The 15,903-nt window shown below is 34.3% G+C and carries 8 protein-coding genes; 1 reads left to right on the plus strand and 7 read right to left on the minus strand.

What is annotated here, in order from left to right; all coding sequences use genetic code 11:
* Positions 1–51 precede the first annotated feature (51 nt).
* The 7 genes from glpK to Q1B37_RS09740 all read right to left on the minus strand — a co-directional run bounded on the left by glpK (position 52) and on the right by Q1B37_RS09740 (position 15,329).
* Positions 52–3,231 carry a glycerol kinase GlpK gene (gene glpK / locus Q1B37_RS09710; RefSeq protein ID WP_299898265.1) on the minus strand — a complete coding sequence of 1,060 codons (3,180 nt, stop codon included), beginning with the start codon at positions 3,229–3,231 and terminating at the stop codon, positions 52–54.
* Positions 3,232–3,461: 230 nt separating this feature from the next.
* On the minus strand, positions 3,462–5,222 hold the full coding sequence (locus Q1B37_RS09715) for a glycoside hydrolase family 36 protein (RefSeq protein WP_299898266.1): 1,761 nt from the start codon (positions 5,220–5,222) through the stop codon (positions 3,462–3,464).
* A 35-nt stretch (positions 5,223–5,257) separates the two neighbouring features.
* Positions 5,258–8,617, minus strand: a complete 3,360-nt coding sequence (locus Q1B37_RS09720) for a VCBS repeat-containing protein (protein WP_299898268.1) — start codon at positions 8,615–8,617, stop codon at positions 5,258–5,260.
* Between the two features lie 106 nt (positions 8,618–8,723).
* A complete protein-coding gene (locus tag Q1B37_RS09725; RefSeq protein ID WP_299898270.1) occupies positions 8,724–10,313 on the minus strand; it encodes a RagB/SusD family nutrient uptake outer membrane protein in 1,590 nt (529 codons plus the stop codon).
* An 18-nt stretch (positions 10,314–10,331) separates the two neighbouring features.
* On the minus strand, positions 10,332–13,403 hold the full coding sequence (locus Q1B37_RS09730) for a TonB-dependent receptor (RefSeq protein WP_299898272.1): 3,072 nt from the start codon (positions 13,401–13,403) through the stop codon (positions 10,332–10,334).
* A 287-nt stretch (positions 13,404–13,690) separates the two neighbouring features.
* Positions 13,691–14,707: a GntR family transcriptional regulator gene (locus tag Q1B37_RS09735; protein WP_299898274.1), complete on the minus strand. Its 1,017-nt coding sequence runs from the start codon at positions 14,705–14,707 to the stop codon at positions 13,691–13,693.
* A gap of 166 nt (positions 14,708–14,873) precedes the next feature.
* On the minus strand, positions 14,874–15,329 hold the full coding sequence (locus tag Q1B37_RS09740; RefSeq protein ID WP_299898277.1) for a GAF domain-containing protein: 456 nt from the start codon (positions 15,327–15,329) through the stop codon (positions 14,874–14,876).
* Between the two features lie 140 nt (positions 15,330–15,469).
* On the opposite strand from Q1B37_RS09740, the gene Q1B37_RS09745 reads away from it, so the two are divergent.
* Positions 15,470–15,886: a hypothetical protein gene (locus tag Q1B37_RS09745; RefSeq protein ID WP_299898279.1), complete on the plus strand. Its 417-nt coding sequence runs from the start codon at positions 15,470–15,472 to the stop codon at positions 15,884–15,886.
* Positions 15,887–15,903 lie beyond the last annotated feature (17 nt).

Below are 15,903 nucleotides of genomic sequence, written 5' to 3' on the forward strand. Positions count from 1 at the left end.
TGTTTTGTTTTTAAAAGAGTTTAGAAAGCCAAGTGAGCTCTTTATTTACATTTATACAATTTCATATTCGTAATAGGTAGATGCATCTAATAATAAGAGATCTAAATATTGATTTTCTCGTTCCAGACGTTCTTCGTCCCAACCAAGATATTTTACTAGATCTTCTTGTACTACAGATCTGTATTGATGTACACTGCCAATATCAAAATATAATCTTCCTGTTCTACGAACAAAAAAGTCGGCCAAGCCATTTACCATTTCATGATGTACTCCATACCAGACTTCTGATCGTATTAATTTTTCTTCAATTGCATCGTTCAAGAAATAAGAGATCTTATCTATGATAATAGTTGCTTGTTTTCCATAAGTAGTAGCTAAATACCAGCCATAATACACATCATTCAGGCCTTTATCTTTTAACTGTTGATTAATTTCTTCTAGATATTGGTTAACTTCAGCAGTGTCCTCCAACGGGTCACTTGTTAGTTGAATATTCTGGGTGTAGGATTTAGAAAATTGCTCTCTTCTTTTACTACTCATAGTTTTTAGCACTGCATCAATGACCCGTTGCGCCATTTTACGATATCCTGTAAGTTTTCCACCTGCAATAGAGATTAACCCTGTTTTAGAAATAAAAATTTCATCCTTTCGGGATAGTTCTGAAGGATCTTTTCCATCCTCGTGAATTAAAGGTCTTAGTCCAGCCCAATTAGATTCAATATCCTCTATGGTTAGATGTAGCGTTGAGAACATATTGTTTACGGCATCTAGTAGATACTGAGCGTCTTCTTTTGTAGCTACAACACGATTTAAATTAGCACTATAATTAGTATCTGTGGTACCTACATAGGTAGCTCTACCACGTGGAATTGCAAAAATCATTCTTCCATCAGGTACATCAAAATAGATTGATTGTGTAAGTGGGAACTTCTCTCGGGAAAAAACTATATGCACTCCTTTGGTAAGATGTAGATGTTTATTATTCATGGAATCATCTTTTTCTCTTAACAGGTCAACCCAAGGTCCAGCGGCAGAGACGTAGTTTCTGGATTTTATCGTAAAACTTTTTCCGGAATTATGATCTAAGCATTGCAGACTTTTAATTTTGCCTTCGTCATTATAGTTAAAGGTTGTCATTTCACAATAATTGATGATATTCGCACCATAGGATGCTGCCTTTTTTAGAAGTTCAATAGTTAGTCTAGCATCATCGGTTCTGTATTCTGCATAATACCCGCCTCCAGTAAGTCCATTTTTATTCAGTAAAGGTTCTTTGGCTATTGTTTCTTCTATACTCAACATCTTTCGTTTATCATCTCCTTCTACATTGGCTAAAAAATCATAGACTTTTAGTCCAATAGCAGTCATCATTTTACCGTAAGTTCCACCTTCTATTAGGGGAAGTAACATTTTTTCAGGAACAACCAGATGCGGCGCCAATTTATGAACGGTAGCTCGTTCGCTTCCTGATTCTTTTACTAAAGCTATTTCCATTTGCTTTAGGTATCGTAACCCCCCATGAATGAGTTTAGTAGACTTGTTGCTGGTTCCCGAAGCAAAATCATTTTTCTCTACCAAACATACTTTTAGACCTCTGGAGGAAGCATCTAATGCTATTCCTGCTCCAGTAACTCCACCACCAATAATAATTAAATCATATTTTGTAGTTTGAGCTTGTAATAATTGTCTGTTTCTGTCCAGAATTGAAAAACGTATGGCTCCTTGTTCTTTAGCGGCAACCATTTTGGCATTCGCAGATTTCGTGCGCTCCACAGCATCTTTCCAACCAGTATACTTCCGATTTCTTTCATGTTCAGAAATCTGGGGTTTGAACGTAGTATCTACAATTCTAATTTTTGATATATCTTTTTTTGTCCAAACCCCAGCTTTTATTCCTGCCAGGAATGCCGCGCCGAGTGCAGTTACTTCTAACATTGCCGGACGATCCACATCTACATTAAGAATATCCGACTGAAATTGCATTAAATAATTATTGGCAGACGCACCTCCGTCTACCTTAAGTTCTCTCATTAATTTGCCACTATCTTCTACCATAGCATCCAATACATCGCGAGTTTGGTATGCTAAGGCTTCTACAGTAGCTTTTATGATTTCGTTTTTACCAGAATCTAATGTGAGACCATAAATTGCTCCTTTGGCATTCATATCCCAATGAGGCGCTCCTAAACCGGCAAATGCAGGTACTACATACAGATCCTTCGCTGTTGGAGTAGATTTGCAAATCTCTTCTGTTTCTGATGCTTTTTCTATTACTTGTAATTTATCTCGTAACCATTGTACAGAAGCTCCTCCTACAAATACACTTCCTTCTAAAGCATATTTTATATTATCTCCAGGAAGACTGCAACATAAGGTAGTAAGTAAACCATTTTTGGATTGATAAGGTTTTTTCCCGGTATTTAGTAGTAAAAAACAACCGGTTCCATAGGTGTTTTTGGCGATACCAGATTTGTAACCTCCCTGCCCAAAAAGAGAAGCCTGCTGATCACCTGCCACTCCATATATTGGAATTTCTTTTCCTTGATAATTGATACTGCCAAAATCTGACGAGGAATGTAATACCTCTGGAAGCATCGAATTTGGAATATTTAGTTCAGAGAGCATTTTTGAATCCCATTCTAAGTTCAAAATATTGTATAGCATCGTTCTAGATGCATTAGAATGATCCGTAACATGTCTTTTACCATTGGTAAATTTCCAAATAAGCCAGGTGTCAATAGTTCCGAATAATAAATCTCCTTTTGACGCTTTTTTCCTAGCACCTTCTACATGGTCTAATATCCATTTTAATTTTGTGCCTGAGAAATAGGAGTCAATTACTAACCCCGTGTTTTTGGAAACATATTCTTCTAAACCTTTTTCTTTTAAGTTTTTACAGATATTAGAAGTTCTTTTGTCTAACCATACAATAGCTTTATGGATAGGCTCACCAGTATTTTTATCCCATACTACTGTGGTTTCTCTTTGATTTGTGATACCAATTCCCGCAATTTGATCTACCGGTATTTTAGATTCAGATAATACTTCTTCGAATACTTCTTTTTGATGCCTAAAAATTTCTTGTGGATCATGCTCTACCCATCCTGATTGTGGATAATATTGAGTTAGTTCTTTCTGAGAGATGCCACAAATAGTACCTTTTGTGTCAAAAATAATTGCTCGTGTGCTAGTGGTTCCTTGGTCAAAGGCTATGATATATTTCTTATCCATTAGGCAATAGTTAGCTTTATTTATATCTGTTTTGTTTTAGTTGATTATTAGATAATCATCTTAAAAACTGATAATTTTACAGAAGATGAATCGGTTGATTATAAATATCTGAATTATTATATCAATTGAAAAGAGAATCATCAATTAAAAAAAATGTAATCGTTTGTATTATGTTTTATACATCATTTTTTCTCTTTTGTTCGTTTTTGGAGAGCTAATTCCTTATGGTTCTAGACTTTTTCTAATCTGATTAATCCGCAAACTGGAACTTTTATCTGTATGACTCCGATTAATATCATTAATGTACTTTCGCTAATTTTTTTACCGGTACAATCATAAATGATGCAATTATAAGCACCATAATTTTGTTCGCTACTTAAGACTATTTTAGTTTCGAACTGGCCATTAATAATATCTACTTTATTGGTGTTTTCTAAAAAATCAATAGTATAATTGTCAAATACTCCAATAATGGTATGTGTTTCAGAAGCTGATTTTAGTATTGGATAATTAGCCAAAGGTCTTTGAGGAGTAAATCTGCCATCTAAGAAAATCTCCTTATGATTTTTCCAGTAGTGTGTATAAAAGTGTATCATGGAAAGTTCTTCAGGGGACGCATCTTTAAGTAAAATAGATAGTTGCGGAACTCCAAATAAGGTGTTTACTAATTGTAACGCCTTTATCTCCAAAGGTTCTTCCTTATGATAAGTAAACATATCACTATGTACCGCAGTATCTCCACATAACATTTTGATATCTGTAATCCGTACTCTATTCATAACAGAGTCTCCTGGACAATCGAAAGCTCTAAACATGTTTCCATATTTACGCATTGCGGGGCCAGTATATTTCTGTCGAAATTCGATGACAACTTCCGGATTTATAGCATGAAGAGAACTAATAATATCGGTCATAAGTCGATCTACAGCAAGATTTACAGATGAATAATCACGTCCATCTTCTTTAGTGAGTTTTGTACTCGGATACACCTTGAATTCATCTATAAAATCTAGTTTGAAACCATCAATTTTCCAAGCTACTAAAGCATTTACATATAAGCTAATGAGGTATGCTCTTACTTCTGGATATCTGGGATCAAAAACAGGAGCCCAACGATGTTCTTCGGTTAAAAACTTACCTCTAAATTTTTGATAAGCCTTTGATTTTTTACCACAAAATGGAACAGAGTACCATAATGCGAGTTTTATACCAGTTTTGTGAATGTCTTGTATGAACTTTTCCATTTCAGGAATTCGTTCTGGAAGCCAATCACCCGTATAGTCATACCCTCGATTTTCATCTTTTGTTTGCCATCCATCATCTAAGATTATCAATTCATATCCTAATGTACTTGCTATTTTACATTCCTCGATAAGATCTATAGTGTCTAATTTTTGATGATATTGATACCAGGTGGAATAGACAGGAACTTTAGCTAATTCTGGAACATTTGCTGGGATGAGATTTTGAAAACCTTCCCACCATTTTCCTACACTTTTTAGAGATGCTGAAAAATGTTGCTGACTTTGATCAATTCTTAGCTGTGCATTATAATCGGTAATTTTATGATGCCTCTCTGTAAAGAATGAGATATGACAATACATGCAATTATCCTCTTCTCGATATAAAGCATTTAATTTTTTAGTATTTATGGCATCCGAGCATGCAAAAGTCATAACATTGCTATCATCATGCCCAAATAGTGAAATAACTGGCGAGTCTACGGAAATTCTCGATTCCATATGTTCTAATTCCCAGTCGTCCATAATTCTTTTGGCAAAATCAGTAGTAGGTTTCCATACTCCTTTTACATTTACTGCAGGAATTTTCCATCTAAGTATTACTTCTTGAGGTTGAAATTCGGATGTTGAAGAAAAATTAATATTGTAAATGGTAACGTTATTTTGTTCTTCAAGTAAATGAATACTGACCTTAAAATCCTTAGATTTTTGTTGTATTTCTATAGTATGAGTAGTAATTACTTCTTTCATGTTTCCTCTATTCGTTGATATCCAAGTGTGGTTGTTTAATTGCCAGAGAGTTCATCTTTTGATTGTTTATTGTTTAAGCGGTGTACTACGACGCTATCATTGTTCTGGGTAGCTATAATTAGTTTCTCCTCATTTTTATTTTGTACAGAAATAATATGATTAGACTGCTTGGCCACCACAAATCCACTTTCAGTATTATGTATAGGAACGAATCCGTTGTTTGTGCCTTTTAGGTATATGCCGATGATAGCGTCGTGTCTTCCGTAATTAGCCTCTGCCGAGTAGTTGTTTCCCACAATGAGAACATCTTTGTAGCCATCTTTATCAAAATCATCTACCAGAAAATCGTTTATAGGAGATTGCTGGCAAACATTTGGTAAGTAAGAAATTCTAAAAGTATTATTCCCTATGTTTTCTGCATAAATAGATTGAAATATGTTGGCACGGAACGTTTCTTCTTCTAGGTTTTCTATGCTTAATAATTCTTGGAAGCTTGTTTTTGCAAAATCATGATAAGTAGGATATTTCTTTTTCAGGCTAACAATCTGTTTCATAATGTCATCTCTGGTATGAACAGGTTTAAGAGAAATCCCTTCAGTAGTTTCAAAGTATTGGGCTAAGAGAGGGTCAATGCTTCCATTCTGATCAAAATCTTTTTTGTAGACATACAATGGTCGATCAAAAGTAGGTTGTATGAAGCCATTCATCCCTTGATTTCCAGCAAGTATGTCCAGATCACCGTCGTTATCAAAATCTTCTAGAGCAATAGCATTCCACCATCCTGATAACTCTATAACTTCTCCATCCTTGTTTTCCCATTGTACAGGGATTTCTTCTACTTTCTCGTCTTGGATATGATACATCATAATTGGCATCCATTGTCCCACTACAATTAATTCCTTGTTTTTATTATTGTTTATATCTGCCCATATCGCATCAGTAACAATTCCAGTATTTGAAAATGTACTGTGGCTTTTTGTTAAAGTACCATTCTTGTTTGTTACTAAAAAACTAGGGGTAGATAGCGGGTATTTTCCTGGTTGCACGCCTCCACCAATAAAAATATGTTGTAATCCATTTGTCACATTATTAGAGGCAATGCAGCTAGTGTTGGTTTGTATTTCTGAAAGCACGTTATATTGTTTTTCTGAAAATGAACCACTTCCATTATTTAGGTATATTCGATCCTTAAGGAGTTTTGTGCTATTTCCAGCATCACTACCTCCACTACCTATATATAAATCATTATCTCCATCTTGATCTATATCTATAAATATCGAGGCTGTATCTTCATAATCCGTTTCAAATTGTTGAATAGGTTGGTATATTCCATTTTGATTTTCCTTAAAGAGAACACCTGGTTTTCCTTTGCTTCCACCAATAAAAATCTCATCACCTTTTTGAGTATCTATATTTGCTGAGCTTAAACAAGGACCGAATGAATTAAATTGATGACTTAGTAATGATTGCTGTAGATAATCATTTAAGTAGTTTTCTTCATGTAAATAAGGGAAGATATTAAAATCCTTTTCGAAGCTTAAAAATTCTTCTTTAATAGGTTGCTTATATGAGCTTTTTTTATAGTCGATAGATAGGGTTTGATTAGTGCCTGTATCTTTGATCGTTTGTGAACTTTGATCTGGCCAAATTACCTGTATCGAATCTATTTTTTCTGAAGAAATCCCAAAATGAAGAATGGGTTCTACAGAAGATAAATATCCTTTAACTACCGATTGATACTGTGTCTGTTCCTGTCCTTTTTCCCATAATATAATTTTGGATCCAATGCCATGCTTGTTTTTAGAACTTCCTTTAAGTTGTATTCTAAGGAACTTTTTATTCTTTTCTGAAGCGTGGTTTTCTAGTATAGATGCGGGACTATTAATATTGTTAACGATTAAATCCAAGTCTCCATCTAGATCTAAATCAGCATAAGCAGAACCATTAGAATAGGTTTTTATACTTTTTGTCCATTGTGAAGATACATCTGTAAATTTTGTACTCCCATTATTTTGATAAAATACGTTCGAAAGGTGAATCCCAGGTAATTGATCTACTAGAGTTTTAAATTTTTCCTTGCGTGCGTTTGGTGTCCCAAAAATATTATTGTTTTCAGAGTAGTTGATAAAGTCTAAATCCGTGATATCTTTTACATAACCGTTAGTGATGTAGATATCTTTATCTCCATCATTATTATAATCTGCTATTAGAGGAGCCCAGCTCCAATCGGTACTTGCTATTCCAGAGGCAAAACCAATTTCGGAGGTTGGTAATATTTTATTCGAAACGGTTCCATTGTGAAGTTGTAGTGTGTTATGGACGTATTGAGGTGTATATCCATTCCTTTGAGAAAGGAGGTATTTATCATAATTGTTAGCTGCCAACATTTTTTTCTGCCTTTCGTAATCATTCGGAAGCATGTCTAATACCAATATATCGGGTAAAGCGTCATTATTAATATCTCCTACATCTACTCCCATGGCATTATATGTTTGCTTAGATAGTACTTGTTGGTTTATTTCATGAAATCCGAGGTGTATTCCTTGCTCATTAACACCTTTATTTAAGTAGAGTAGATCATTAGTTATAAAATCATTACTCACATATATGTCTGGCCAATGATCATTGTTAAAATCATTGATAGCCACACCAAGACCGAATCCTTTATGAGTAATTCCTAGGCTGTCAGAGATATTGTGAAAATAGATTTGATTGGTATTTGGATCTGTTGTGTTCTCTAGAAGATAATCAGACAAATGATCGGGTAGATATTTTTTGGGTATAGGTGTGTTTCTATCTCTTTTCGTATTACCATTATGTACTATGTAAGCATCTAAATCTCCATCGTGATCATAATCAAAGAAAATAGTTTGTTGGCTATAGTTTCCATCATCTAGGCCAAAAATTTTAGCTTGTTCTTCAAAACTAGGAATGCCTTTTTGATTTATGCCTTTGTTAATGTAAAGAAGGTTGTTACAATTATTGTTACAATCCGAGCCTCCTACGTTCAAATAAATATCATCCCACCCATCAGCATTGATATCTACAATACTAACACCAGTTATCCAAGAAGAGGTAGAAAAATTAGATACTTCTGAAATATCTTGGAATTTCATATTTCCAAGATTAAGATAAATTTTACTAGACACTTGATTTCCTGTAAAAATGATATCAGGTAATCCATCATTATTAAAGTCTCCAATACCTACACCACCACCATTATAGCAATACTGAAAATCTATGGCGTTAATCTTATCATCTTCGGTGATTGTATTTTGAAACTGGATGCTTGTTTTTGATGCATGTAGTTGCGTAAATAAATAATCCTGATTGGTTTTATTTTTACAACTAAAAAACAAAACAATAATGCAGATATGTATGAGGATGTTTTTCAAGGAATGTTTCTGAATTTTTAAAAACCAAGCAAACTTGTGGTAAAGGTTTGCTTGGTTAACTAAAACAATTAAATATTACAATCAAACTGTGGTTTACGTATTACGTTTAGTATCCATCGTTTTGGTTCAAATTAGGATTAGCTTGTATTTCGGATAGTGGGATCCATAAAAGCTCATCCTGTCCTGTTGTAAATACGGCAGCAGGTCCAGCTAATGATTTTGGATGACGTCCTCCGGCAACTGTAGAACCTGGTCCTAAAATATCATCAGCCAATTCCCAACGGACTAAATCAAAAAATCGATGTCCTTCTCCAGTTAATTCCATGATACGTTCATCAATAATGGCTTGTTCTACTTCTTCTTTAGTTAGGGTATTAGGTAATAAAGAGATTTGTGCACGTTCTCTAACTTGATTAATAAAGGGAATAGCATCTGGTGTAGCCCCATTTTCATTTAGCGCTTCAGCGAGCATTAATAGCACATCGGCATAGCGTATAATTCTCCAATTGGTCCCCAAAGTATGTCCAAAGCCAGGAATTTCTGCACTAGACAAGCCTTCATCTAAACCTGCATATTTTCTGGAGAATAATGCAGGAACTCCTAGATTTTGTGCTACTTCTATACTTGGAGCAAAGTCCTCTGTAAAAGGGGCTCCACCATATCCAGTGGCTCCGGGATAGTCAAAGGCAATTGTTCTATTTCGTCTTATCACATCTCCATTGTCTTCGAAAACTTGAAGTATATGTGGATTGATTACATGTCCCTGATCCAAACTTACGTGTGGAGGAGAATAGTCAATATGCCAGTTAGACTGAGATCCAGTAAGTGGCGCGTCTGCTCCCCATACAAAATTGTCTTGCGCCACATACTGAAGCTCATATACTGATTCTGAATTGTTTTCTAACGTTGGGTTTGATGAAAAGTTATCCCCATAATTATCAGATGGAAGTAGAGAGTATCCTAAAGTGGTTACTTCTGTGAAATCTGCAATAGCATTTGTCCAATTTTCTAAATATAAATAGGTTTTACCACGCAAAGCCAGTGCTGATCCTCTAGTAGGTCGTCCTATGTCGTTTTCTCCCCAGGACTGAGGTAGTCTATTAATAGCTTCGGTCAGGTCTGCAATGATTGCATCATTGAACATAGCAGGTGTAGCATTCGATGGGAAGAATTCTTCTGGATTTTGAGGATCTGGTGTTTTCATAACCAGTGGTGCGGTTCCAAATAGGTTTAGTAAATACCAATTACAAAATGCTCTTTGAAAATGTGCTTGTCCTAATATTTCATTTTGTACATCACCCGACAACACGTTATTACTGGCATCTTCTTCAATAATTTTATTCGCTCTTGCAATAGATTGATATAACTGTGGATATAAATCCACTGCCCATCTCGAGATACCCGGTTGTCCTTCTAAAGTAGACATAGTGGTATTTTGTTGAAACGGAATAACATTATAAGCATCTGATCTAAGCATAGCACCTGTATGAATTACACGGCCCCAGAATAAAACTGCAGTAATAGGGTGGTACATTCCGTTAACAGCTAACCTAAAATCATTTTCCGTTTGGAAAAACTCTGGTTCTGCTACGTTATTTGGATTCGAAATATTAAGATCTTCTTCATCACAACTATAATAGAATGCGACAAAAAGTAACAACATTATAAGAGGTAGTATTTTTTTAATCGTTTTCATTAGTATATTTTTTATTTTTTAAAAAGACATTTGTAAACCAAAAGTAAAAGTACGTGGTCTAGGCTGTGCTCTTACGTCTAATCCTCTGTCAAAAACAGAGTCAGCACTGGTTAAAGGTGTAAAACCAAAGAATCCTCTATTGGTTCCTAATCCGCTATTATTGGATCCAATTTCGGGGTCATAACCTGAGTAATCGGTAATAGTAAATAAGTTTTGAACATTTACGAATGCTCTGGCATTAGAAACCCATTTCTTTCCAACAAGATCGGTTAAGTTATACCCTATTTCTAAGGTTTTAAGACGGAAAAAAGAACCGTCCTCAACAAAGAAATCTGAAGGAAGCTGATTCCCTGCAGTATCCTGGGTGGTTACTCTAGGGAGATTGGTATTAGGATTTTCTGGAGTATAAGCATCCCTTACAATTCCTAGTTTATTGTCATCTAGGAAGAAGTATCCAAAGAATTTGGTAACATTATAAATTTCATTTCCCTGAACACCATTAAAGAAAGCGCCAAGATCCCAATTTTTATAATTTACAGAAAGATTAATACCATATGCAAAGTCTGGAGTTGGATCTCCTAAATATGTTTGATCTTCATCGTTTATAATTCCATCGTTGTTAATATCAACTCTTCTAAAATCTCCAGGTTGTAATAAAGCTCTACGATCTGGATCGTTTGCTAAAAAAGGATCATTGTCGATTTCTGCTTGGTTATTATAGATTCCATCTGTTCTGAACCCAAAGAAAAACCCAAGTGGTTGTCCAACTTCAAAACGGTTTGCTCTTAATCCTTCTTCATTATAGGATGGTCCAACAATAGGATTTGGAGAATCAGTTAGTTCATTGTCAATAGCAGAAATATTAAAGCCTACATTAAAAGTTAAATCACCACCAGTATCGTAATTATACGCAGCTTCAAATTCGAAACCTTTATTATTAATAGAAGATGCGTTCTGGAATACAGGATTCACGGATCCGTTGGAATCGGGAATAGCAACTGCTTGTATAACATCTTCATTATCTCTATTAAAGTAATCTAAACTTAATTTTAAAGCATTGTTTAATAATGAGGTATCAATACCGAAATTAATGGTTGTTGAAGTTTCAAAACTTAGTGTAGGATCTACCAAGCTAGTAATAGCAAATCCAGGAATTTGTCCTGCTGCACCACCAACAGTAATCGGAGAGTTGGGTTCTACTACTGATTGATTAGAAAAAGGATCAACATTTTGAGACCCTAATTCTCCATATCCAGCTCTTACTTTTAAATAATTAAAAAGTCCTTCTTGGTTAAAGAAATTTTCATCACTTACGACCCATCCTGCAGAGAAGGAAGGGAATGTTCCTGTATTAAAACCATCCGCAAATAAAGAAGTTTCATCACGTCTTACGATAGCCGTAAGTAAATACTTTTGTTTGTAATTGTAGTTAACACGTCCAAAAACGGAGAATAATTTATTATCAAAACGCCCACCACCTGAATTTATAATATTATCCGTAAACTGTGCGATATTGGTTATATTGTTACTTGGTAGTCCTTCCGCATAAATAGCTAGTGTGTTTGTTGTAATATCCTGACGGGCACCTCCAGCAAGAAGATCAAAGTTATGATCACCAATGCTCTTTTTATAATTAAGTGTTGGTTCTACGTTGGTAGCATATCGTTCTCCCCGTACTTCGGTAAGGTCATTTAGTGGATTGGCATTTACTTCACTATCTATATTACTCTGAAAAAAAGTAGGTTGGAATGTGTTTCTATAAAAACTTGTATACTCAGTACCGAAATTAAGTTTAGCGGTAAGTCCTTCTATTATTTCATAGGAAATATTTATGTTGCCTAAGAAATTGCGTTCGATATTTTGATCGTCAACTAATTGTGCATTAGCAAATTTATTAGTTCCTCCAATTCCAAATACGGGATCACTAATCGCTTCAAAACCTCCATCATTTTCTGGGGCAAAAGGACGAATTATAGGAACTGTTCCTCCTTGATTTCCGAAGGCATTATTTCGCGTAAATCGGTTTTCAGAAAAACCAAATGATTCTTGGATTTTTAGTTGACCCAATTTGAATTCACTATTTAAGCGAGCGTTCTTTCGATTAAACTCCTCACTTATAAGAAGTCCTTCTTCATCATAATAATTGGCACTAAAAAAGTATTTAGAATTCTCACCACCTCCAGAGATATTGAAACCAAAATCTTGAATGGTTCCCATATTGATGGTTAGATCTTGAAAATCTGTATTGATACCTGGATCCGCGATGTCACCTGGTTGGCCATCATTAATTCTTCGTTGATTTAGAAAAGCAATATATTCTGGGCCATTTAGTAGATCCAATTTTTTGGATTGCGTATTAACACCACTTCTTACATCTATGTTTACTGTTGGACTGGCATTTTTTTTCCCTCTATTGGTAGTTACGATAATAACTCCATTAGCAGCTCTGGATCCATAGATTGCTGCAGAAGTTGCGTCTTTTAATACTTGAAGATTGACAATATCTTTAGAATTTAGATAGTTGATATTGTCTGTAATAGTACCATCAACAACATAGAGCGGAAAAGAATTGGTTAAAGAGCTTACACCTCTAACAAATACATTGGCTGGACTACCAGGAGCACCACCGGCAGTTTCAACCTGCACTCCCGCAAGTTTTCCCTGCAAAGCTGCAGTTGGGTTGGCAGTTACTACTTGGTTGATGTCTTCGGATTTAATCTGAGATATTGCTCCCGTAACATCTCTTTTGGATTGTGATCCGTATCCAACAATAACTACCTCATCCAATGCTGCAGCATCTTCTTGTAATAGAGCATCTATTGTGGTTTGACCATTTACAGGAATTTCCTGAGCGATAAAACCAACATAGCTGAAGATAAGTATAGCATCAGGAGCTACATTGTCTAAAGTGTATTTTCCGTCAAAATCTGAAGTTGTTCCATTGGTGGTTCCTTTTACCAAGATATTTGCTCCCGGCAAAGGACCGTTAGGTTCTGTTACTGTTCCAGAAACAGTTTGTTGCGCATATATTAAGGTAGTACTTAATCCAAGCAGCAACATCATTATACGATTACATATTTTTTGCCTCATATGATTTGTGTGTTTGTTAATGATTTTCTGTCTTTTCGACAAAATTTGAGTAAAGAATAAATTATGCTATGATACTCTATGCTACTATACAAAAGTAGAATATTTATTTTTATATCAAAATTTTATTGCATTATATTTTGAATTATTCGTAATTAAACGTGTAAAAAATTAGATATATGAAATAGTTTCAGTTGATGTTTAATAAGACATGCTAAATTTAAAAGAGAGGTGTATTCCCTTTGTAGTATAGTTCGAAAAGGAAGGTAAAACCAAAATAGATTATGGATCTATAAAGAGTTTCTTTGTCTTAAATAGGTAGGTGTAATTTCTTTGATAGGATTGCCTTCTTTTACAAAATGAGCAGCTTTTTTTGCCATTAGCGTAAAATCGGTGGAGATCGTAGTGATACCTCCAAAGGCAATTTCTTTCACAATATTATCATCATGAGCCAGAATACCAATATCTGCTCCAATTCGATACTCCATTTTTCGAGCATCTTTTAAAACCTTCCAGAGTTGAGTATCACTGATAGAAAAGTAGGCAGTACTTTTCTTAAGTGTATTCGGTTCATAACTATCTAATACAATTCCATTGATTTGATAATTATCAACATATCTATTAAAAGCTGCTAAAATCTCTGGAGGGAAGTCAGAATTTTTTTTGAAGAATAACACAAATCTGTCATACTTTTTTATCTGTGGAGTAAGTTCTTCTAATTTTTGATAGGTAATATCTTCAAATTCCTGTGAAACATAAGAATAATCTTTAGGCATTTTTAGGTAACGATCCACAATTAATAATCGATCTGATGGAATCTGCTTTAGCATGGCAGGAACTTCTTCTTCTTGTATCGGGGCGATTACATACATTCCGTATTTACGAGATATATTGTCTAAGATTGTTTTAAATAAACTAAGATTATTATGATGAAAGAAGACATCAATATGGTATTTTTTACCAAGTTCTTTTCTAAAGGTATTGTAAAAATCTTCTTGAAAACTATGAAATGCAAATAAAATCAATGCTACTTTTAAGGTAACATTCGTTTCTTCACTAATAATATAATAACCTTTTAGATTTTTGGATTCTACAAGCCCTCTTTCCTTTAGCTCAGTATATGCTTTTACAAAAGTTTTTCGTGCATATCCGACTTCTGCAACCATTTCATTAATAGAAGGAAGTTTATCTCCTACTTTCAATACCCCAGCATCAATTGCATCTATAATACCGTTCACAATTTGCTCGTGTTTTGATAAGCTATTGATATCTTGTAGATCGTATATTTTTTGAAGTAATGGAGACATAATTATAGTAAGCTTCTGATACGTATAAAATTAAACTTAATTCATAGATTCCAAAAATTTTACTTGTTGGATTAGTTTTTGTTATAGGTATCTAAGCTTCATTACTTCTCACTTACAAGAAGAATTGATTATTGAAGTTTATGTATCTAGAAAGTAAAAACTACTATTATAAAATTTTAGCAACCTCTTGATTTACAAACTCAAGAAATCTTTCGTCTTTTTCTGTAAACGGATCTGGAGTTTCCGAATCGATATCTATTTGACCAATATTTTCACCATCCTTAAACAAGGGAATTACGATTTCGGATTTTACTGTAAAGCTACATGCAATATAATTATCTTGAGCTTGAACATCGGGAACAACAAAATTCTCATTCGATACTGCTACTTGTCCACAGATTCCTTTTCCAAAAGGTATTATTTCATGATCTGTTGGCTCACCAACATAGGTACGAAGCTTTAATTCCTCCTTATCACCATTTCTAAAATAGAAACCAACCCAATCATAATAATCAATATGATCATTCAGTAATTTACATACTTCATGAAGGCGATCGGTTACATTTTTTTCTGGATTATCAAGTATATTAACAACTTCTGGCTTTAATTTTTCAAATGGCATTCCTTACAATTTTTCCGGCTAAAATATCTAAAATATTTAAGATTGACAGATTTTTAGAATGGTATTGTTTTGTTAAAAGTTTCTAAGGGAAATGTAAAAAAACAGCAATTCTTTAAATATTATGTATTTTTGTTTTATCAATGAAACATATTTTTCAGAAAATATCATCTCTTTTATTAGCATCTTTAGTGCTTATTTCTACGTTTTCTTTTACTGTAGAGAAACACTATTGCGGTCGTTTCTTAGTGGATGTAGCAGTGTATTCAAAAGCCAAAGATTGTGGTATGGATATGATGGACCATGACGATTCATCAGATGACCATGTGAAAAAAAAATCCTGTTGTAAAGACGAAATAGTAGTTTTAGAAGGTCAGGATGAACTCAAAGTATCATTTGATCAATTAGAGTTTTCTGATCAATTATTTATAACTTCTTTCTTTTATTCTTTTGCAGATCTTTTCCTTTTGCAAAAGGAAAAAGCATTTATTCCAAAAGAGTATTCTCCTCCCGAAAGGTATAAGGACATACAAATCTTATTCGAGACTTTTTTAATTTGATTTAGACTATTGTTGTT

Source organism: uncultured Aquimarina sp. (assembly GCF_947492965.1).
GTDB lineage: Bacteria > Bacteroidota > Bacteroidia > Flavobacteriales > Flavobacteriaceae > Aquimarina.